This window comes from Epilithonimonas sp. 33E (assembly GCF_059372615.1).
On sequence record NZ_CM182009.1, the window covers coordinates 2686519 to 2709395 of the forward strand.

Consider the following 22877-nt stretch of genomic DNA (forward strand, 5'->3'; position numbering starts at 1 on the left):
ATTTAAAATATGAAAATTTCGGATCTTAAATTCCTTTTTCAAAACGAACTTTCAGAACTCTATTCAAAATCAGAAATAGAGGAATTGTTCTCTGTTTTTTGTGAGAATTATCTGGAATTGAATAGAGTTGAATTAAGAATTAATCTTGATAAAGATTTATCAGAAATTAACTCAAAGCAATTTTTAGAAGCTATTTCGGCATTGAAAACGGGAAAACCTTTTCAGCAGATTCTTGGTGAAACTGAGTTTTATGGAATGAAATTCTTTGTCAATGAACACGTTTTAATTCCAAGACCAGAAACGGAGGAATTGCTGGAATTGGTGATTGAAACGATTAAAGATTTAAGGTTGAAGGTTGAAGGTTTAAAAATAATGGATATTGGAACCGGAAGCGGAATAATTCCGATTGTTTTGAAGAAATATTTTCCGGAAACTCAAGTTTCAGCCATTGATATTTCTGAAGATGCTTTGAAAATTGCTAAGAGAAATGCTGATTTTCATAAAACAGAAATCAATTTTATTCAAAAAGATTATTTGAATGAGAAGTTGGATGACATCTATGACATTATCATCAGCAATCCTCCTTATATCGGAATTGATGAAAATATTGAAATTGAAGAATCAGTGAAAGGTTTTGAGCCTAATATTGCACTGTTCTCTCCTACTTCCGATGATTTGATTTTTTACAGAAAAATTGCAAAAGATTCTGAAAATCATCTTTCCGAAAACGGGATGATTTTTCTTGAAATCAATCAGAAACTGGGAAGAGAAACTTTGGAATTGTTTCAGAATTTCTCCGAGTCTATTCTCTTAAAAGATATTTCCGGAAACGACAGGATGATTTTTGCGAGAAAATAATTATGGAAATAAAGATTCACAATATTAACAATACGAAAATTGCCGAAGTAATATCCGACAAAATTATTATCAAATCCATTGATGACGGAACCGATTTAGTTGGGAATTTGTATTATCAAGATTTGGGAAATGTAATTTTATACGAACAAAATATATGTTCTAATTTTTTTGATTTAAAAACTAAAATTGCCGGAGAAATTTTACAAAAATTTTCAAATTACAGAATTCGGCTAGTTATCGTTGGGCATTTTGAGAAATACCATAGTAAAAGTTTGAGAGATTTTGTCTTAGAAAGCAACAAGTCAAGACATATCAACTTTGTAGAAACTCTTTCTGAAGCATTGGAAAAATTGGCATTATAATAAAACTTACACTGGTGATAGAATGACAAACGCCGAACATATCCCCGATGGTAGCGGCATCCTTTTTGTTTTGACGCTCGGTCGGCTCCGCTTCGCTCCGCCGCCTCACGTCAAAACAAAAAGATATAGCGAACAGCGGGTGAGAAATATCTGAAACTATGCCGAATGTTGTTGCTCTAAAAATTATCCAATTCTTTTATTAATAAAAATCTGATAAGCCAAATAAATCAACGGCAAGGCCATAACGCCTAAATAAACCGCATTTTGCATTGCAAACTCAGGGTAAATAGCAACAGCATAAACCAATCCGAAAAATGCACCACCGAGATGTGCCGCATGACCAATGTTGTCGTTCATTCTTGGATTCAGCATCATATAGACAGAATATCCAAAGTATAAAGCGCCAAATAAATATCCCGGAAGAAAATTGACTTCTATCTCTTTTGGAGCTAAAGCCACAGCAGCAAACAAAACACCGGAAACTCCCCCACTCGCGCCAATGGCTGAATAAAACGGAACGTTTCTGTAATGATACAAACAGAACAGATTTCCTAGAATAATAGAGCCTAAATAAATAATCAAAAATCCGCCAACACCGAATCCTTCTAAAGCAATCGGTGCAAAGAAATACAGCGTCAACATATTGAAAAACAAATGCATAAAATCCGCGTGTAGAAAACCCGCAGAAAATAATCTGATGTATTCTTTACGTCTTTGAATGGCACCTACCTCAAATTTATACTTCTGAAATAACTCCGGTTTTTGAAATCCAATATAACTTGTGATGCAGGTTATTACGATTATGATTAATAAAACGATGTTCATTTTTTTTGCTGAATTAAATTGTGTTCTTAATTTTCTTCCTCGTCAAAAAGACTTCCGATAGTTCCGCCTTCGTCATCCAGATCTACTTCCTGTTTTTCTTCAATTTCCGGTTCTTCTATCACTTCTGGTGGTTCGGGAATTGTGATATTGATGGATTTGACTTTATCTTTTGTCAGTTGATTTCCAATGGCTTTGATTCCTTTAACTGTAATGAATTCATCCAGATCAACCGTTTCAGGCTCTTTTTGCTTGTCTTTGATTTTCGGGAATACGATCTCTGCAATGGCTCCAACTTCTGTCGTCACAAACTCGATAAAAGATTTTGGGTTTTCGTTGGCGAAGAAAGATTGAACATTAGGCGTGGCCTCCAAAAGGAACCGTTTTACAAAATATTTGTCCTTTTCACCATCAAAATAGATACAGGTAATTGGCTGTTCCGGTTTCCACTTTTCCAAAATCAGATAATCATCATCGAATCGATTCATCAGATCGAAAGATACCAATTTGGCCTCGCCTTGGGAAGTTATCGTCAAAATCTTATCATCTCCTTTGAAACTGCCCAACAAAGTTCCTCTTCCATCCGCATTAAGACGGCGTACAGAATCATCAAACCAAATTTTCCTCGGCGCTAAAGTCGATACGCCTTCTTCTTTCATATCCACTTTTTTCACGGCATATTTGGTAACCAAATTTCCTTTGGAGTCCCGACCTTTGATGGCCAGTTCAGAAAAATCAATATCGATTTTGTTCTTTCGGACTCTTGCATTAGGTTTTAGTAAAACAGAAACTACCTCGGCTTCACCATTCGGATTAGCTGAAAAATAAAGCATTTCTGATCCTTTTTTATCCGAAGCTAGTTTATAATCCGTATTTCTGGTAACACCGGTTACGGAGAAACGTTTCATATAATAAGGGCCTTCTCGCCCTTCGCGATAGATCATATTATAAACCGTACGTTTGTCGTTCTTTTTCCAGACCGCGACGTGCGTTATATTTTTCCCGATAAAAGTTTTTGGTTCTACTTTTACAACCTTCATTGTTCCGTCTTTTTGGAATGTGATAATATCGTCTATATCGGAACAATCAAAAAGATATTCGTCTTTTTTAAGTGATGTACCAATGAAACCTTCTTCTCTGTTGACATAAAATTTTTCATTAGCAACCGCTACTTTACTCGCATCGATTGTATCGAAAATCCTAAGCTCGGTTTTTCTTTCTTTTCCTTTTCCGTACTTCTTTTGGATATTGGTATAATAATCAATGGCATAAGTAATCAGGTTTTCCAAATGATGTTTTACCTGCTCAATCTTGCCTTCTAATGCCAGAATATTTTCTTTAAATTTATCCAGGTCAAAGCGGGAAATCCTCTTGATTCGGATCTCTGTTAGTTTTACAATATCTTCTTCTGTAACAGCTCTCAAAAGATGCTTTGTATGAGGTTTTAAGCCTTCATCAATCGTTTTGATAACATCTTCCCAGGATTTCACTTCTTCGATATCGTGATAGATTCTATTCTCTATAAAAATTCTTTCTAACGATGAAAAATGCCAGTTTTCCTGCAACTCGTGAAGTTCGATTTCCAATTCTTTTTTAAGAAGGGAAACCGTGTGATCTGTGTTATGCTTCAGAATATCAGAAACTGATAAAAACATAGGTTTGTCACCAACAATCACACAGGCATTCGGAGAGATCGGGACTTCACAATCCGTAAAAGCATAAAGTGCATCAATCGTTTTATCAGGCGAGACATCCGGATGCAGATGAATATTAATCTCCACATTATCCGATGTATTGTCCTCTATTTTCTTGATTTTGATTTTTCCTCTTTCATTGGCTTTCAAAATACTGTCGATAAGATCACCGGTATTTTTTGAAAAAGGAAGCTCAGTAATCGTCAATGTATGTTTATCCTTTTGGGAAATTCTTGCTCTTGCCCTGATTTTTCCACCTCTGTGTCCATCGTTATAATTGGAAACATCCAGCATCCCTGCAGTCAAAAAATCCGGAAATAATTCAAATTTTTTCCCTTTAAGATAAAGAACAGAAGCGTTAATTAATTCATTGAAATTATGAGGCATTATTTTCGTAGAAAGCCCAACTCCAATCCCTTCAACGCCTTGTGCTAAAAGCAATGGAAACTTGACAGGAAGGTCAATCGGCTCATTATTTCTACCGTCGTAAGATTTGGTCCAATGAGTTGTTTTGGGGTTGAAGACAACATCCAGAGCAAATGGCGTCAATCTGGCTTCAATGTATCTCGCAGCTGCAGCAGAATCACCTGTATAGATATTCCCCCAGTTTCCCTGAGTATCAATCAATAATTCTTTCTGTCCAATCTGAACCATCGCATCCGTAATAGAAGCGTCACCATGCGGGTGATATTTCATCGTGTTGCCGACTATATTCGCAACTTTGTTATAACGCCCATCTTCGAGCTCCCGCATAGAGTGCATAATCCTACGCTGAACCGGCTTGAATCCGTCAAAAATAGAGGGAATTGCCCTGTCGAGGATTACATAAGATGCATAATCTAAAAACCAATCTTTATACAGCCCCGATACTTTTTTCAGGCTTTCTTCGTGATGTGTACTTTCTTCCATTAATCTGTAACTGTATTATCTTCGTGTTCGTGGCGAATTTCTTTATTGGTTTTAACGACTTTGTTTAAAGAAAACTTTAAATCCTTTACTTGTCTTGTATTGAGATAAGAAACATCATATTTCAGTATAATGATATGATTTTTTTTGCTGGTAATATAAACATACAATCTTTTGAAAATCAAACCATTAACAACATTATACTTTATTAATTTATATTTTGGAAACTCATCTTTGAGATTCTTTTTTGAAAGTAAATACAAAATGTGGCTGTTCCTAAAATTAAGTGCTTCTCCATCACTGTCATATTCAAAAACGGGTCTTCCTAATAAATAGAGTAGCAAAAATAATAACGAAGGAATTGCCAATAAAATCCACGCTTTTTTTCCAAAAATATCAAATTTACTGATTTCAAGTATGTAAGCAATAACACCCAAAATAAAAACTATCCCTACGAGAGAGTATATAAAGCTATATAACGGTGTATTATTTCTGTTGCTTAATCTCATTTGTGTTTCGGTTTGGTTATGTTTTTTCTTTTATGCCTCTATCATTGTTTTTTTCTTATCTATATTGGAATCATCCTCAACAACCAGATTATCCAGAATGAACAGTTGTCTGTCCGGTGTATTTTTACCCATGTAAAATTCCAGTATCTGATCAATTGTCTGATCTTTTCCTACAACAACAGGCTCCAACCTGATATCCTTTCCGATAAAATGCTTGAATTCATCAGGAGAAATCTCACCCAAACCTTTGAATCGGGTAATCTCAGGATTTTTACCGAGTTCGTCTAAAGCTTTCAATCTTTCGGCATCGGAATAGCAATATCTAGTTTCTTTTTTATTTCTAACCCGGAAAAGTGGCGTCTGCAAAATATACAAATGTCCATTCTTTATCAAATCAGGAAAAAACTGAAGAAAAAATGTAATCATCAACAAACGGATGTGCATCCCGTCCACATCGGCATCGGTTGCAATAATCACGTGATTGTAACGCAGATCTTCCAAGCTTTCTTCGATGTTAAGAGCAGCTTGAAGAAGATTGAACTCTTCGTTTTCATAAACTACTTTTTTCGTCAATCCATAACAATTAAGCGGCTTTCCTTTCAAAGAAAAAACAGCCTGTGTTTCTACATCTCTAGACTTGGTAATAGAACCCGAAGCCGAATCTCCCTCGGTAATGAAAATCATTGTTTCTGATTTTCTTGCTGCTTTCTGATCATTATAATGATGACGGCAATCTCTCAGTTTTTTATTATGAAGCGATACTTTTTTTGCTCTTTCCCTAGCCAATTTCTGGATTCCTGATAATTCTTTTCTTTCTCTTTCCGAGATCATAATTTTTCTGAGAATCGCTTCTGCAACTTCAGGATTTTTATGTAGAAAATTATCCAGTTTATTTTTCAGGAAATCGATAACGAAAGTTCTCACCGTAACTCCGCCAGGCTCGATTTCATTTGATCCTAATTTAGTTTTAGTCTGAGATTCGAAAACCGGTTCTATAACTTTAACCGAAACCGCTGCAATAATCGATTTTCTGATATCAGCTGCTTCAAAGTTTTTATTATAGAATTCTCTTATCGTTTTTACAAAAGCCTCTCGAAACGCGTTAAGGTGCGTCCCGCCTTGCGTTGTATTCTGTCCATTAACAAAAGAGAAATAAGTTTCGGTTTGTGATTTGTCAGAGTGCGTGATTGCAACTTCGATATCCTCATCTTTCAGGTGGATAATCGGATAAAGAATTTCACTTTCCAATTCTTCTTCCAAAAGGTCTCTCAATCCATTTTCTGAATAGAACTTTTCACCATTGAAAACAATCGTTAATCCGGGATTAAGATATGCATAATTACGCAACATCCGCTCCACATATTCTTTCCGGAATTTGAAATTAAGAAAAATGTCACCGTCCGGTATGAAGCTGATTTCGGTTCCGTTCCTGTCAGAAGAATCGGTTTCCGGATAATCGGTTTTGATCACACCTCTGGAGAACTCCGCCATTTTCATACGTCCTTCCCGCACGGACTTTACCCGGAAAAAATCAGACAACGCATTAACAGCTTTTGTACCGACACCATTAAGTCCGACAGATTTTTTAAAAGCCTTGCTGTCGTATTTACCACCGGTATTCATTTTAGAAACAGCATCCACCACTTTTCCCAAAGGAATTCCACGTCCGAAATCTCTAATGGAAACCTTACCGTCATCCATTTTGATTTCGATACGTTTCCCGGCTTTCATGACAAATTCGTCGATAGAATTATCAATAATTTCTTTGAGAAGAATATAAATCCCATCATCTGCAGAAGAACCATCGCCTAGTTTTCCGATATACATCCCGGGACGCAATCTGATATGTTCTTGCCAATCGAGCGTACGGATATTATCTTCGGAATAATTTACAGGATTAATTTCACTCATAGTTTTTGAATTTCTGGAAACATTGAACCGTTAAAAATCGGTAACTCACAAATTTAACGAAATCGATTTTAATCTGAAAACTTTGTTGGTAATTTTTTAATAACATTTTTTCGAAAATACCATAAAAAAGCTGGACTTTTATCCAACTTTTATGCTCTATATTTTAAAGGTTAATTTCAATTTCCGTCAATCAAATCACCCAGTTTTCCCAAAATACTTCCTTCTTCTTTTCTTGTCCCACTGCCATATTGAAGAATTTTTCCTGCTAACCGGCTGATCGGTAAAGTTTGGATCCAGACTTTTCCAGGCCCACGAAGCTGAGCAAAGAACAATCCCTCTCCTCCGAAAAGCGTGTTCTTGATCCCACCAACAAACTGGATATCATAGGAAACAGATTGCGTGAAAGCTACGATGCATCCTGTATCGATCTTCAAAATCTCTCCAGGCTGGAGTTCTTTTTCCATCACATAACCGCCGCTATGAACGAAACACATCCCGTCACCTTCCAGTTTTTGCATGATAAAACCTTCACCGCCAAAAAGCCCTGTTCCAAGTTTTCTTTGAAATTCGATTCCGATCGATACACCTTTAGCAGCACAAAGAAAACTGTCTTTCTGGCAAATGATTTTCTCCGCGTAGTCTGACAAATTGAGCGGAATAATTTTCCCGGTATAAGGTGCAGCAAAGGAAACTTGTCTTTTCTGCCCGGAAGTGTTGGTAAAAACCGTCATAAAGAGACTTTCTCCGGTCAGCATCCTTCTCCCGGCCGTAAACAATTTGTTCATCAATCCGGAATTACTTCCGTCCCCAAAAAGCGTTTCCATTTTGATACCGTCATTCATCATCATAAAACTTCCTGGTTCTGCAATGACAGCTTCATTCGGATCCAATTCAATTTCTACACATTGTAATTCTTCTCCGTAGATTTTATAGTCGATTTCGTGATTTTTCATTGTTCTTATTTTTAGAGAATTAGTTCTGAGAGAATAAAAAATGTTACAAAAAAAGCTTCCTTTTCGGAAGCTTAGAATTATTTTTTAATTAGTTTTCTAGAAATAATATTGTTACTTGAATAGACATTGATGATATATTGACCTTCAGAAAGATTTCTAACATCAATTTCTGATGCTTTTACTTCTTTTACAATCTTACCAGTTATATCGAAAATCCTTATGTTATCAATGGTATCGATTCCTGAAATCCTGATCAAATCACTGGCAGGATTAGGAAATACTTTAAGAGCCAAAGCAGGAGATTCCGAAACAGCCATTCCTGCATTATCCATTATTTCGACATCATCTATTCCCATATAGAAAATGTCTTCGCAGTCATAATGCCTGAAAATTATTTTAACAGCTTGCCCGGCAAAAGATGAAATATCGATATGAACAGCTTTAGCCACATCTACATATCCGGCATCAAAAGTTTCTTCAAAAACCGGAGTTTCTGTTCCTGTAAAGGTAGAATTTGCAGGAATCACATATACTGCGTAGTGTTCTTCAAACAGTTCAGAATCACCTGCAGCCGCTTTAAATGACAACGATAAAGAGTTAGAGTTCGGAAGAGTAATAACCGGACTTTCCAAAACATTATCCGGAGTAAAAGCTTCCAGATACCAGGAAAAAGATACTGCAAGATTACCGCTGAAATTCGGTAACTCATTGAGTTCAGCATTCAGTATTTCCCAGTTTTCACCATCACCATCTCTGTCATACAACTTCCATAATGCTACAGATTCTTCATTTTCAAAATCTTCTTTAAAAACAGTAGTTTGAGCATAACTATAAAAAACTGAAGTGAAAGTTGAAGCAAGTAGTAATTTTTTTACCATAATTATTTTATTAAAAATTTTGCTAAAGCTACTAACAAAAACACTTCCAATATTGGAAGTGTTTGATATTTTATAAAAAAAGTTTTTATTGAATCATCACTTTTCCCTTCCAGGATTTGCCCTGGCTTGTAATTGTGTAAAAGAGGATTTTATTCTTGATAATATTTTTAAGGGAAAAACTCTGTTTTCCTTTGGCATTAACTTCTTCAATCAACCTTCCTGTAGATTCGTAAAAAGTGACTTTATAATCCTGTGATAGATTTCCTAAAACCTTAAAATCATTATTTAATTTGGAGTAATACAAGGTTAAATTTTTGTCAATAGAATTCTCAGAAGTTCCAAGTAATACGAATTGGCTATCACAAGATTTCCCCACAGTATCTTCGAAGCAGTCTAACCAATAAGCTCCGATTTCAAATGGATGACCGGCAGGCCTTGAAAACAATCCTGATTGTGAACCAATTCCTTCATAAATATTATTATTATAATCTGACTTAAAAGTCTTCACATTATCTTTACCAAACACAGAACCCGACACGACATCATCGATAGTAACAGGATAATTATAAAAACCCCATCTAAAGTTGCTATCAATAACATCTCCTTTTTGCGCAGAAAAATCATACAATAATTTATCTGTATTTGTAACGGGATCTAAAATATATACTTTTTTGGTAGCGGTATCTTCACGCATCAGGCATTCAAATACATCCGGATTATTTGTATTCGACTCACCATTCCCAAATGGACCATAAGGATTGATATGATATAAATTAGAATAAATTTTTTTATAAGTAACACCAGAAATAGTTATCTCACCATTTATAAAAATATAATATGCTCTAAACTGAGCATTACAAATATCACAATATCCCTCACGATAGTAAACCCACCATTTATTTCCTTCTTTTAATAGAGGCGTATAGGTTTGTGAAAACACATTAAAGAATGCGAATAAAAATAAAATTAGTAGATTTTTTTTCATAATTAATAGTTTTAAAGTTATTTCTTATAAAGATAAGATTTTATAATTCAATTTCATTATTAATTTTACAAATGATTTTTATCAAAAAAAAACGCTTCCATTTCTGAAAGCGTTTTAATATTGTCAATATTTGTTTTACACATTAAATCTGAAATGCATAATATCACCATCCTGAACAATGTATTCTTTCCCTTCTACAGACAATTTCCCCGCTTCTTTCACTTTTGCTTCTGAGCCGTAAGTCATATAATCGTTGTACTTAATCACTTCTGCACGGATAAATCCTTTCTCAAAATCTGTGTGGATCACACCGGCTGCTTGCGGCGCTGTCCAACCCTGTCCAATGGTCCAGGCTCTGACTTCCTTAACTCCGGCTGTAAAATACGTTTGTAATTTCAAAAGATCATAAGCCTTTCTGATCAGTCTGTTCACACCCGGCTCTTCCAGACCAAGCTCTTCCAGGAACATCTGTCTTTCTTCGAAGGTTTCCAGCTCGTTGATATCGGCTTCAATTTGCGCAGCTAAAACCACAACTTCGGCTCCTTCATTTTTGGTCATTTCTTCAATCTTAGCAACCCATTCGTTTCCGTTTTTGATAGAATTTTCGTCCACATTACAAACATACAGAACCGGTTTTTTTGTTAACAATTGAACATCATCGATTATTGATTTTGTAAAATCATCCATCGGGAATTCTCTGGCATTTTTTCCGTCTTCAACAAATTTTTGGAGATTTTGTAATGTTTCATAAGTCAGGATATCTTCCTTTTTTCCTGATTTGATGAATTTTTTAGCCTTCTCAACAGCCTTCCCGATTGTTTCCAAATCTTTTAGCTGAAGTTCTATATCGATAATTTCCTTATCTCTCAAAGGATCTACAGAACCTTCCACGTGAACGATATTTCCATTATCAAAACATCTCAGAACATGGATTATCGCTTCACACTCGCGGATATTGGCAAGGAATTGATTTCCCAAACCTTCACCTTTGCTTGCCCCTTTTACGAGACCGGCAATATCAACAATCTCTACAACTGCAGGAAGAACTCTTTCCGGATTAACGATTTTTTCCAATTCGAAAAGTCTTGGATCAGGAACAGAAACAGTTCCCAGATTAGGTTCAATCGTACAGAACGGATAGTTAGCAGATTGCGCTTTGGCGTTGCTAAGGCAATTAAAAAGGGTTGATTTTCCTACGTTTGGAAGACCTACGATTCCACATTTCATAATAACAGATTTAAAATTTTGAGTTGTTAGGTTTGAAATCCAATGCATTAATCAGATCGTTTGAAACCAAAACTTTCAGCGCGCAAATATACTATTTTGAATTTTAAATTTATACTTTTACAATCTTAATTATGAGCAGGAAAAAACGTGAATTCGAGTCTTCGGAATTATTAAATTCTTTTGCAAAAATCTATGGTTTTGAAGATAAACTAAAAGCTTTCGAGATCAATGATTTTTTGAAGGATTATCTTTCTAATGATCTTTTTGAAGAAATAGTCAGCGTGAATCTCAAAGAAAAAGTTCTGGTTATCCGCATCAAGTCACCGCTTCTGAAAAACGACTTCCGAATGAGAAAATCTTTTTTCCTAAAAAAATTCCAGGAAGTTCTGAAGGACGAATCGCTGATTAATGATCTGTTGATTTTGTAGATATCTCCTGGATCATCTTTTTGCTTTTCTCATCCAGCCTTGATCTTAACGGAAAGAAAAATCTAAATGGATTTTTGATAAAATATCTGAATATTTCTTTGAAAATTTCTCTTGCTTCGCTCAATTCCACTTTTCTGGAACGGAACGCCAGCAACATGGACAATCCGAAACTGACCGCAAAATTGAAAAATCCGATCACAAAAACCGTCACAAAAGAAATCCAAAAAGTATAGGAACTAACGACAAAGTCTTTACCATAAAGCCCTAACGCAAAATTACCTGCAGCAAAAGTAATGTGACGGATATCAAGATCTAAGCCTAAGAAAAGTCCAATCGGCGCTGTTGCTCCTAAAAAAACACCAAACCAAAAATTGGAAATGATTCCCGCCCAGTTTTTGGAATAATAAATTGACAGCCTCTTGGCAACACTCTGCCCGAAAAAATAATTAATCAAAGGATTTTTAGCAATTCTTCTAGGAATCTGATAAAACACAGAATTATTACTGATATTCCCGGAAATAACCCCAGAAATAAAAAGAAAGACACCTGCAATACAAGCATGCAAGATTGCTTTGGATTGAAACGGATCCAAATCATGAAGAAGTTTCCCCGATTTCTCAAAAGCAAAATTCTGTTTGAAAAGAATCTCTAATCCATAAATAATGATTAATGAAACCGGAAACGATAACAGAACATTTCCTACAAATGCAATAAACTGTGATCTGAATAACTGCGAAACAACATGCGCAAATTCTATATAAGTATTTCGGTTATCACCCTCCGACAGTACTTTTGCCATGGTTGCGGCAGTCATTGCAGGCTGTTTTGTCGCTAGTGTAAAATGCATCAGATAGATCATTACAAATCCCATCGCATAATTCATAGAAAACAAAAATGCATGTGCAAAATCACTTGTCGGTATATAGCTGTAAAGCATTTTCAAAACACAAAGCGCACCTACGATAACACCACCACCCGAAGCCTTCCAAAACATTTTCATATAAGCTTTGAAAGTTGATGTGATATAATGGGTTCCCGTTTCAGCAGTGTGATTAGTAATAAGATGCGACATGAGTCTTGTACTGTCGGAAACAAGATCCCTGAGATTATTCTTATGCGACTTATATTTCAGAATATTGAAAAATAACTGCTTAGAATTGATTAAATAATCTTTTTCTTCATCGATTACGAATAGTTTGATAATATCCGACATCCTTTGCAGCTGTTGCCTGATCTTAAGTAATGCCTGATTGGTCTTACTGGAGATTCCGTACTTCGAAGAATTTTTGAAAGCTATATTCACAAACTCCTGACATTGATCCAGGTAGATTTTGGTTTGTTTATAAATCTCATCTGTTGACGAGAGATGGAAGTCAGGATTATCTTTGTATTGGGCATTCAGAATATCGAATTCATTTTGTAATGCCAGAAATGGATTATCGAAGTTCCTGTATTCCGGAACCATTTTCATCACTTCTACATCCAGCGCATTACCTATAACACGCCAGGCCAGAATATTAATCGAAAAAAGCAACTCCTTTTTAACATGCGGATGATCAATAAACCTGTCAATTCTCAACAGCCGAAATAATTCATCAACTTTATCTTCGGGAGAATTCTGAAAAAACTGAAGATCTTTTTTTGGCGTTACCAAAACATTATCGACAAGATACCAAATGGTTTTCTCGTTTTCTATTGGCGGCAAAACCTTGTTAAGAATTCTCTTTTTGAATTCCGGATAGAAAGCGTTCTCAGAAAGAATATCAGCTTCCGTTAAAGATAAATTAAAAGGCCTGTCTTTGAAAACATTGAAAATATAATAGATCAGATTTTCTTTTATCAGCTCATTATCTTTAAGATAGGCAGTGAAAACACCCAAATCCTCTTCCTTAAGACTTGTGATGATTTCTGATAAAGGTTGTAAAGACAAGGTTTCATTCCTTTCACTGAAGTAATTTTTTAAAATTACACTGAAACTGTCTTTTCTGAATAATCTGATCGCCATATTACTACAAAAGTAATTATTTCAAAACAATATTGTTCATTTGGCGCATGATCCAATTATGTTTTTTGTTAAGATAGGCACTTGGATTTTTGGGATCGTATTTTTTAGGGTTTGGCAAAACAGCTGCAATCCATGCTGCTTCGCTTTTCGTGAGATCTTTTGCAGGCTTGTTGTAATAATACTGAGCCGCAGCTTCTATCCCAAAAACACCTTGCCCCATCTCTATAGAGTTAAGATATCTTTCCAGAATAATATCCTTTCCCCAGACTTTTTCTATGATAAATGTGTAAACTGCCTCCAGGCCTTTTCTGAACCAGCTTCTACCCTGCCAAAGAAAAATGTTTTTTGCAGTTTGTTGAGAAATAGTGCTACCACCTCTTACAACTTTTCCTTTTTTGTCGTTTTTCTTAATTGCTTTTTCAATTTGCTTATAATCGAAACCATTGTGATTAAAAAATAATTGATCTTCTGAAGCGATAACTGCTCTTTTAATATTATTTCCCATATCGTCATAGGAAACATAATCACGTTTCAATTTCCCATACTTGACGAGTCCGCCAATTTGGGTAATTGTGATAGGAGGATTAAAAAATATACCGAAAATAATGAAAAGTATATTGGCTATAACCAGAATAAAAAACAGTTTCTTGATGAACTTCCACATTTTAAAAAAAGAAATTTTTAGCGAAAATAAAACAAAAATATATTTATCCTGTCAAAATTACCTCAAGAAGACAATCAGAAATCACTGTTTAATTTAGAAAACTTTTATTGGAAGCTGAGATCCAGAATTTTACAAAGAAGCGAAATAATCATTATAATAAAGAAAAACAAGAAATCATAAAAACCGAAACTCTTAAACTTATTAACGTCATTATTTTTTTGATTTTCTTTGTAACGACGGGTTAATTCTTGCCGATCATCCCATCTTGTTTTGAAGGAATTTCTATGATTCATCATTTATCCGAACTAGTATTTTTGGTTGTTATTTTTATAATTCCGGTTTGGGGACTGCAAATATTTAAAAAAATATTGAAATAAAAATAATTTTCATAGAAAAATATAAAAATTTAACACTATCCTTCAAGTGAATAAAAAAGTATTAAAATATAATTATCATATATTTAATACAATCTTTGACAAATAGATAAAGAATAATTTATATTTGAATTATAAAAAAGAGATAAGAATCAGGCTGATTTTGAATACTTTGAAAAACTTTAATTATTAAACAGAATCTATGATCCTGAAATAATGAAACAAAAAAAACTCACAACCAATAAATGATTGTGAGTTCTGTGAGCGCGAAAGGATTCGAACCTTTGACCGTCTGCTTAGAAGGCAGATGCTCTATCCAGCTGAGCTACGCACCCTTAAGTTTTGTAAATTAAAAAATTCCCGAAGGAATTCTTTAATTAATGTCGGGGCGGCAGGATTCGAACCTGCGACCTCCTGGTCCCAAACCAGGCGCGATGACCGGACTACGCTACGCCCCGAAGATTTTCTAATGCGGAGGGTAAGGGATTCGAACCCTTGCGACCCTTTCGGGTCGACAGTTTAGCAAACTGCTCCATTAACCACTCTGGCAACCCTCCTTTTAGAAATATTTTGATGATCGTTATCTGCTCAATTGCGAGTGCAAATATAGAACAGTTTTCGTTATCTCCCAAATTTTTTTCTTCATTTTTTTTCATATTTTTGAATCAAAATAAACTGTAAACACCCATCAATATGCGTAATTCACTATATCTCACAGCCTTAGGAATGATAATTATTTCCTGCGGTTCTCAGCAAAAAACCGTAAAAAATAAAATTACAACAATACCAAACGCTCCAAAACCTGTGGTGACTGAAAAAAAACCACAGATAAAGGAAGATGAAGGAGAATATTACAAAGTCAATATTGCGGATATTACGAAGAATGATAATACCATAAGTTACGGTTCCATTGTAAGTGCAAACCCGGCCGGATACAAAGTCACTAAAACTTATTTCCCTGCCATCGGTCAAAACTTTCGTCAACGGTATGTGATTTTGCATTACACGGTTCTTAATGATGAAAAATCTATCTCTACGCTGACTCAGCAATCTGTAAGTGCACATTATCTGGTCAGCACACTTCCTGATAAAGAAATCTATCAGATCGTGGACGAAAATAAAAGAGCTTACCATGCCGGAATAAGCTTCTGGAGAAAAGATCAGCAACTGAATGACACTTCAATTGGAATCGAAATTGTTAATCTTGGTTACACCACAGATTCGCTAAATAACCGTGTTTTCTATCCTTATCCGGAAGAGCAGTTCAGAAAAGTAGCTGCCCTGGTAAAAGACATTGTCACGAGATACAATATCCCGGCAACTAATATCTTAGCTCATTCGGATATTGCGCCGACAAGAAAACAAGATCCCGGCCCGCTTTTCCCATGGAAAAGACTCTATGATGAATATCAAATCGGAATGTGGTATGATGAAACGGCAAAACAGAATTTTTTAACTCAAATTGCTTCCACAACTGACCTCACAACACAGTACAACAATCCTGAATTCGTTTCTAAAATCCAGCAGCAACTGGTTCAGTTTGGTTACGCACTGACAGTGAATGGTGTCTGGGATAAATCCACGAAACAAACGATTGAGGCTTTCCAATTTCATTTCCGACCTTCTAACTACAGCGGAATTATGGATGCGGAAACCTGGGCGATTTTGCAGGCTTTGATTCAGAAATATCCGCAAAAATAAAAATAGTAAAGCCTCGAAAAATAATTTTCGAGGCTTTACTTTATATTATAAAATCTTACTTACTCAACAACAGAGAAACCCATTCTTCCCTTTGTAATTTCTTCTCTAGTTTCAGATTTTTCTCTGTGCAAACTTCCAAAATATCATCCACATCAAAGAAACAAAGTCCGGACAATAACAATTTTCCGCCATCTTCCAAAACGGAAACATAAGTAGGAATATCGGAAATCAGAATATTTCTGTTGATGTTCGCCAGAATAATATCAAATTTTTCCTTACCAAGATTATCAGCAGTTCCCAATTCGATATCCAATTCCACATTGTTGCGTTCTGCATTTTCTTTAGAATTTTCTACAGACCATTCGTCGATATCAATGGCAACAGTTCTTCCCGCACCTTTTTGTTTCGCAAAAATGGCTAAAACCGAAGTTCCGCAACCCATATCCAAAACTCTCTTGTTCCCCAAATCCATATCCAGCATCTGTTGAATCATCAAATGCGTCGTTGGATGATGGCCAGTCCCAAAAGACATTTTTGGCTGGATCACAATCTCATGCATATTCGGATTCGGCTCATGAAATTCTGCCCGGATGAGGACTTTGTCTTCCACATTAATGGGCGAAAAATTCTTTTCCCATTCCTCGTTCCAGTTGATATTCGGCATTTCCTCGTAAGAATAAGTGATGGTCACATCTTCATTCTGTAACAGCGGAATAGACTTTAAATCATCTTCATTAAAAATATCTTTCTGAATATATCCCAGAACGCCGTCATACTCTTCCGTGAAGCTATCAAAACCGATTTCGATCAGTTCCGCCATCAATATTTCGTTCCACGGTTGTAGAGGTTTTATTTTGAAATTGAATTCTAAGTACGCTGCCATTATATAATTTTTTACAAATTTAGGTTAAAACCACAAAGGCACAAAGTTTTCACAAGCACACATAAAACTTTGTGAACCTTGTGTAGCGCTTAGTGTCTTTGTGGTTAATATTCTAGTTCATTTTAATCTGATAAGTCACTCCAACGTGGAACCAACGTCCAGGCATCGGAACCAGATTGGTCTCTATGTATTTTGTATTCGTCAAATTGTTGATGAGCACATAAAAATTAAAATCTTTGTATCGGAAATTGAGCTGTTCATCCAGCGTATTGTAACTTCCGAGATTCACTCGCTCCGTGTATCTGTAAATCAACTGGTTGCTAAAAAATTTCAAAAACTTCACATTGATTTCGCCAATCAATTGATGTCTTAGATTCTGCAACGCATACCGGGACAGTTCTTTATTTTTATATTGATTGTCAAGATAAGTATAATTCAATCTATAATTTAAAAAGTCAAATAATTGATGTCTGAATTCCGTCTCAAAACCTTTCAGATTGATTTTCCCAACATTTTCCGCAGTCCAGATACTTTCAGGAGTTGGTTTCAGCCAGTCGATTCCATTATGTGTGTTTCTGATAAAACCACTGACTTTCGCTAATATTTTCTGATTCTGGAATCGGTAACCTAATTCTGAGGATAGTGCACTTTCAGGAATCAGATTTGGATTTCCTTTTTCAGTCGGGCTCACATAATACAAATCCGTGAAAGTCGGGATTCTGAAACCTTTTGAAACTGCACCGAAAATCTTATGATTTGGACTAAAAATATAACCAACATCCACCCCTGGATAAAAGAAATTATCGCCCGAATAATTGGCCCAACTTGCTCCAGGATTAATTTCTAACTTCTGATTAAAAAATTTGAATTGATGATCAAAAAACACCTGCGTTACATCTCTTTTTCTCTCCCCAAGGTTACTGCTGGTCAAAAATTCTTTTCTATAATCAACACCAAAATTCGTAATCCCAAGTGAAGATTCGTAAGACAAATTGACGGTTCCACCAGCATTGTTGCCAATGTGCATATTCCTGTAAAACGCCGGATTATCACGCTTCAGCAGATACATATCCTGACCTCTGCGCCAGTAAAGACTGGAGTTGAGTGACAGTTTACCAAATTGCTGCTGATACTGCAGACTCACCACAGACGCCTGAGTTTCCTCATATTGGTTGGTATAAGTTGGCGACGCATAGAAACCGTTGGCGCCAAATTTCTTCTCAGAAAAACCAGCCTGCAAGCTTAAACTTCCCTCGTTCAGTTTTAATTTGTTCTGATAAAAAACATTCCTGATTTGATAATCTGTATTATACCGATAACCATCCGAAGCGCCATTGCTCACCGTCAGAAGATTGGTAAATTTCTCCGAACCAAACGTTGCAGAAGCTGATAAATCATAAGTCTTGAAATCGCCACCTTGGGCTTTGATCGTCACTTTTTCTTCAGCAGAAGATTTCGTAACAATATTGATGACACCTGCGAAAACATTCTGACCGTAGAGTTTTGCCGATGAACCTTTCATAATTTCAATCCTTTCAACCGCCGAAATATCAAACGGAATATTGAATGTGTTATGACCCGTCTGAGAATCATTCATTCTGATGCCGTTTATCAAAATTAAAACCTGCTCAAAAGAACTTCCCCGAATCGAAATATCGCTCTGGACACCATTAGAACCTCGTCTTCTGATATCCAATCCAGAATGGAATTGCAGCAATTCATCAATACTCGTTGCTGGACTGTTCTCGATTTGTTGCCTGGTAATGACCGTCACATTCTCATTCACATCATTATACGGAATCGATAAAAACCGACCTTGTAAATTCACTTCATCTATAGCTTTTTCCTGATTTTGTCCAAATCCGTTAATCGACAAAACAATGACGGATAAAGCCATTACAGTTTTTTTCATAGTTTAAAATTTCCTTTCAGATAATCGGGCGCAAATATAGAGATTAGCCAAATTCTCCACCTATAATTCTACTGAAAATTGAATTATAACCAACCTCAACTAGTTCTGACGTACCTGTAACAGGTTCAACAAATATCATTTTGTGGTTCTCTAAGTGCCTCCGACCAGCTACTTAAGTACCCAGGGACACTTATACCAATCGCTAAAGCCGGTTCTGAAATGGTTTCAACCACTTACCTAAGTGGTCATAGCCACTCGCACAACCACCTACAACCATTTCGGAACCGGTTACAACCACTTGAGTAACCACCTTTTGCCATTTCGGAACCGCCCTTTACCTGGATGATAACCGGCTATAACCACTTAAGAACCGGTCTCAACCATTTATATAACCACCCACAACCATTTCGGAACCGGCTATACCCTGGTTAGGAACCACCCTTACCCCCCTTCCGAACCACCCCTTCCGAACATATAAACAACACAATATCAAATCATTAAAAACAAATCAAATCCCATAAGGGATGACCTGTTAGTAGACAACACATACGCACTAATCAGAGCTCCGTAGGAGCGACCTATTGGATACATTTAACAGGTCGCTCCGATGGCGCTTGTCTGTGAAAATCCTATTGCTTCTATTAACAGAACGTTCCTACGGAACTATAAAAACAGTTCCGATTTTTGTGATTTTATTGTGATTATTTTAATCCAAAAACTTACCCGAAAACGATTAAATTTTGCGTAATTTTGTGGGTCTTATTTTTACTATGGCTACAACAACCGACATCGATATCAAGAAATTTCTTTTCGTTAAAAACGCACACCTTAACAATCTGAAAAACATCGACGTTCTGATTCCAAAGAACAAATTGATCGTGATTACAGGTGTCTCCGGAAGTGGAAAATCATCTCTGGCTTTCGACACGATCTATGCGGAAGGGCAAAGGCGTTATGTGGAAAGTTTGAGCTCCTACGCACGTCAGTTTTTAGGTAAATTGGAGAAACCAAAGATTGATGATATCAAAGGTTTGGCGCCATCAATTGCAATTCAGCAAAAGGTGATTTCGTCCAATCCGCGTTCTACGGTGGGGACTTCTACGGAGATTTACGATTATATGAAATTGCTGTACGCCAGAGTCGGAAGAACTTATTCACCTGTTTCCGGAGAGGAAGTAAAGAAAGACAGCGTAACGGATGTGATTGATTTCATCAAGGCTTCCAAAAAAGATTCCACCTTTTTATTGTTGACGCCATTGACATTTGAAGTGAAAGATTTTGCTGAATTGCTAAAAACTCTTAAAGTTTCGGGATTCACAAGGTTGGAAGTGAACGGCAATATTGCAGGGATTGAGGATTTGGAAAGTTTCGGTTTCAAGCCGGAAAAGGATATGACTATTAATCTTGTGATTGACAGATTTAGCTATGAGGAAGATGAGAATTTCTTACAAAGATTAGCAGATTCTATCCAAATGGCTTTTTACGAAGGGCACGGCTATTGTTCACTTAAAAATACAGACACCGGAAAAATCCGTGAATTTTCCAATAAATTTGAACTGGACGGCATCGTTTTCAACGAACCAAATGTTCATTATTTCAGCTTCAACAATCCTTACGGCGCTTGCCCGGCTTGCGAAGGTTATGGAAAAGTGATTGGGATTGATGAAGATTTAGTCATTCCGAATAAAAATCTTTCGGTTTATGAAGATGCAGTCGCTTCCTGGAAAGGTGAAAGTATGAGCGAATGGAAAAAGGATTTCATCAAAAAAGCTAAAGATTTCCCGATACATAAGCCTTATTATCAATTAACCAAAGAGCAGAAACAATATCTTTGGAAGGGCGACAAAACGAGAAATTTCCCTAGCATTGATAATTTCTTCAAAATGCTGGAGGAAAATCTATATAAAATCCAGTATAGAGTAATGCTTTCGCGTTACCGTGGAAAAACCATTTGTCCAACCTGTGAAGGATTACGGTTGAGGGAAGAAACAAGCTGGGTAAAAATCGACGGACATAATATTCAGTCTTTGATTGAGTTGCCTTTGGACGAATTGCTTCCTTTAATAAAAAGCTTAAAACTCAACGACCACGACGGAGAAATAGCAAAACGATTGACTTACGAAATCGAAACAAGACTGGAATTTTTGACTAAAGTTGGTTTGGGTTATCTGACCTTAAACAGGACATCGAACACGCTTTCCGGAGGAGAAAGTCAGAGAATTAATCTGGCGACAAGTTTAGGAAGTTCTTTGGTTGGTTCGATTTATATTTTGGATGAGCCAAGCATCGGTCTGCACTCTCGAGATACGGAAAACCTGATCGGTGTTTTGAAACAATTGCGAGATTTAGGAAATACCGTGATCGTTGTTGAACACGATGAAGATGTGATGCGAGAAGCGGATTACATTATTGATATTGGTCCGGAAGCGGGTTATCTCGGTGGAGATTTGGTTTTCAGTGGTGATTATAAAGAAATGCTAAAAGCAGATACTTTGACCGCAAAATATCTGAATGGGGATTTGGAAATCGAAGTTCCTGCAAAACGAAGAAAAACAAAAGAATACATCGCAATAAAAGGTGCTCGTCAAAACAACCTGAAGAATGTTGACGTCAATGTTCCATTGGAATGTCTGACAGTTATCACTGGCGTTTCCGGAAGCGGAAAATCGACTTTGATGAAAGAAGTGATGACGAATGCGATTCAGATTCAACTCGGAATGGGTGGAAAAAAAGCAGATTATGATTCGGTGGAATTTCCTTCAAAATTGATTCAGAATATCGAATTGATTGACCAAAATCCAATCGGAAAATCGTCACGTTCCAATCCTGTAACGTATCTGAAAGCCTATGATGACATCCGTGACCTTTTTGCAAAACAGAAATCTGCAAAAGTTCAAGGTCTGAAACCGAAGCATTTTTCTTTCAACGTAGATGGCGGAAGGTGTGACGAATGTAAAGGCGATGGTGTAATCACAGTATCAATGCAGTTTATGGCCGACATCGAATTGGAGTGTGAACATTGCCACGGCACACGTTTCAAAAAAGAAATTCTTGAAATCAAATACGACGAGAAAAACATTTCCGATATTCTTCATATGACGGTTGACGAAGCTCTTGAGTTCTTCAAGGAAAACCACGAAGAAAAAATCGCAACCAAACTAAAACCACTTCAGGATGTTGGTTTGGGTTATCTGCAATTAGGTCAGTCCTCTTCTACTCTTTCCGGAGGTGAAGCTCAGAGAGTGAAGCTGGCATCGTTCCTTGTGAAAGGTGTAACGACAGAAAAAACCTTGTTTGTTTTTGACGAACCTTCAACCGGTTTGCATTTCCACGATATTAAAAAGTTACTAAAATCGCTTCAGGCATTGATAGAATTAGGACATTCAGTGGTGGTAATTGAGCATCAGCCGGATATTATCAAATGTGCCGACCATATCATTGACGTTGGTCCAAATGCCGGAAAATACGGCGGCGAGATTGTTTTCACAGGAACACCGGAAGATTTGATTAAAGAGAAAAAGTCTTTTACGGCGAAGTATATCAAAGAAAGACTCGATTAAAAGAGTTATCCACAAAAAAATGTGGATAAGTATGAAATTTTAACATTTAGTTTACAAATGGTATGGTTTTTATTTCTAAATTTACAATAGAGATTTAGGAAATGATTACAAAATTTGCTTTTGACCCAATCGGAATTACTCAAATTAAATTTGATATAAAAATTTAAAGGATAGCATTGTCGGCTGTCCTTTTTTGTTGTTGTCTAACTAAAAAAATGAGATGTTTTATCTACTGAACCGGCTTC

17 protein-coding genes and 3 tRNA genes are annotated in these 22877 nt (G+C 36.3%); 5 read left to right on the forward strand and 15 right to left on the reverse strand.

Features of this window, described 5'->3' with window-relative positions; genetic code table 11:
- Window positions 1–9 precede the first annotated feature (9 nt).
- Together prmC and AC5P2S_RS12380 are read left to right on the forward strand one after the other, a co-directional pair.
- Window positions 10–858: a peptide chain release factor N(5)-glutamine methyltransferase gene (prmC, locus tag AC5P2S_RS12375; protein ID WP_494555065.1), complete on the forward strand. Its 849-nt coding sequence runs from the start codon at window positions 10–12 to the stop codon at window positions 856–858.
- Window positions 859–860: 2 nt separating this feature from the next.
- Window positions 861–1220, forward strand: a complete 360-nt coding sequence (locus AC5P2S_RS12380) for a DUF4180 domain-containing protein (protein ID WP_494555066.1) — start codon at window positions 861–863, stop codon at window positions 1218–1220.
- Window positions 1221–1403: 183 nt separating this feature from the next.
- Here the strand turns inward: AC5P2S_RS12380 and AC5P2S_RS12385 are convergent, their stop codons facing one another.
- From AC5P2S_RS12385 to ychF, 8 genes are all read right to left on the reverse strand, one after another.
- Window positions 1404–2045 carry a rhomboid family intramembrane serine protease gene (locus AC5P2S_RS12385; protein WP_283416758.1) on the reverse strand — a complete coding sequence of 214 codons (642 nt, stop codon included), beginning with the start codon at window positions 2043–2045 and terminating at the stop codon, window positions 1404–1406.
- A 26-nt stretch (window positions 2046–2071) separates the two neighbouring features.
- Window positions 2072–4645: a DNA gyrase/topoisomerase IV subunit A gene (locus AC5P2S_RS12390; RefSeq protein WP_494555067.1), complete on the reverse strand. Its 2574-nt coding sequence runs from the start codon at window positions 4643–4645 to the stop codon at window positions 2072–2074.
- Window positions 4645–5151 carry a hypothetical protein gene (locus AC5P2S_RS12395; protein WP_283416756.1) on the reverse strand — a complete coding sequence of 169 codons (507 nt, stop codon included), beginning with the start codon at window positions 5149–5151 and terminating at the stop codon, window positions 4645–4647. Before AC5P2S_RS12395 ends, AC5P2S_RS12390 begins: the two co-directional genes overlap by 1 nt.
- 30 nt (window positions 5152–5181) lie before the next feature.
- A complete protein-coding gene (locus AC5P2S_RS12400) occupies window positions 5182–7062 on the reverse strand; it encodes a DNA topoisomerase IV subunit B (protein ID WP_283416755.1) in 1881 nt (626 codons plus the stop codon).
- A 176-nt stretch (window positions 7063–7238) separates the two neighbouring features.
- The gene (locus AC5P2S_RS12405) at window positions 7239–8015 is read right to left on the reverse strand and encodes a TIGR00266 family protein (RefSeq protein WP_283416754.1); all 777 of its coding nucleotides are present in this window, start codon (window positions 8013–8015) and stop codon (window positions 7239–7241) included.
- A gap of 77 nt (window positions 8016–8092) precedes the next feature.
- Entirely contained in the window at window positions 8093–8893 is an 801-nt protein-coding gene (locus tag AC5P2S_RS12410; protein WP_494555068.1) for a choice-of-anchor J domain-containing protein, read from the reverse strand.
- Between the two features lie 85 nt (window positions 8894–8978).
- On the reverse strand, window positions 8979–9878 hold the full coding sequence (locus tag AC5P2S_RS12415) for a hypothetical protein (RefSeq protein WP_494555069.1): 900 nt from the start codon (window positions 9876–9878) through the stop codon (window positions 8979–8981).
- Between the two features lie 135 nt (window positions 9879–10013).
- Window positions 10014–11105 (reverse strand): redox-regulated ATPase YchF, encoded by a 1092-nt coding sequence (ychF, locus tag AC5P2S_RS12420; RefSeq protein WP_283416751.1) that lies wholly within the window; start codon window positions 11103–11105, stop codon window positions 10014–10016.
- Between the two features lie 131 nt (window positions 11106–11236).
- On the opposite strand from ychF, the gene AC5P2S_RS12425 reads away from it, so the two are divergent.
- Entirely contained in the window at window positions 11237–11533 is a 297-nt protein-coding gene (locus tag AC5P2S_RS12425) for a hypothetical protein (protein WP_494555070.1), read from the forward strand.
- Here the strand turns inward: AC5P2S_RS12425 and AC5P2S_RS12430 are convergent.
- The 5 genes from AC5P2S_RS12430 to AC5P2S_RS12450 form a co-directional block, all read right to left on the reverse strand.
- Window positions 11511–13538 carry a transporter-like protein gene (locus AC5P2S_RS12430; protein ID WP_494555071.1) on the reverse strand — a complete coding sequence of 676 codons (2028 nt, stop codon included), beginning with the start codon at window positions 13536–13538 and terminating at the stop codon, window positions 11511–11513. The genes AC5P2S_RS12425 and AC5P2S_RS12430 overlap by 23 nt on opposite strands.
- Window positions 13539–13554: 16 nt before the next feature.
- On the reverse strand, window positions 13555–14202 hold the full coding sequence (gene mtgA / locus AC5P2S_RS12435; RefSeq protein WP_494555072.1) for a monofunctional biosynthetic peptidoglycan transglycosylase: 648 nt from the start codon (window positions 14200–14202) through the stop codon (window positions 13555–13557).
- Between the two features lie 635 nt (window positions 14203–14837).
- Window positions 14838–14911: transfer RNA gene (locus AC5P2S_RS12440), tRNA-Arg, on the reverse strand.
- A gap of 48 nt (window positions 14912–14959) precedes the next feature.
- Window positions 14960–15034, reverse strand: a tRNA-Pro gene (locus tag AC5P2S_RS12445).
- Window positions 15035–15048: 14 nt separating this feature from the next.
- Window positions 15049–15133, reverse strand: a tRNA-Ser gene (locus AC5P2S_RS12450).
- Window positions 15134–15269: 136 nt separating this feature from the next.
- On the opposite strand from AC5P2S_RS12450, the gene AC5P2S_RS12455 reads away from it, so the two are divergent.
- Entirely contained in the window at window positions 15270–16277 is a 1008-nt protein-coding gene (locus tag AC5P2S_RS12455; protein WP_494555073.1) for an N-acetylmuramoyl-L-alanine amidase, read from the forward strand.
- Between the two features lie 55 nt (window positions 16278–16332).
- On the opposite strand, the gene prmA is transcribed toward AC5P2S_RS12455, so the two are convergent.
- Both prmA and AC5P2S_RS12465 read right to left on the reverse strand, forming a co-directional pair.
- Window positions 16333–17160, reverse strand: a complete 828-nt coding sequence (prmA, locus tag AC5P2S_RS12460) for a 50S ribosomal protein L11 methyltransferase (RefSeq protein ID WP_494555074.1) — start codon at window positions 17158–17160, stop codon at window positions 16333–16335.
- 112 nt (window positions 17161–17272) lie between these two features.
- A complete protein-coding gene (locus AC5P2S_RS12465; protein ID WP_494555075.1) occupies window positions 17273–19072 on the reverse strand; it encodes a TonB-dependent receptor plug domain-containing protein in 1800 nt (599 codons plus the stop codon).
- 770 nt (window positions 19073–19842) lie between these two features.
- On the opposite strand from AC5P2S_RS12465, the gene uvrA reads away from it, so the two are divergent.
- On the forward strand, window positions 19843–22632 hold the full coding sequence (gene uvrA, locus AC5P2S_RS12470) for an excinuclease ABC subunit UvrA (RefSeq protein WP_494555076.1): 2790 nt from the start codon (window positions 19843–19845) through the stop codon (window positions 22630–22632).
- The last annotated feature ends 245 nt before the right edge of the window (window positions 22633–22877 follow it).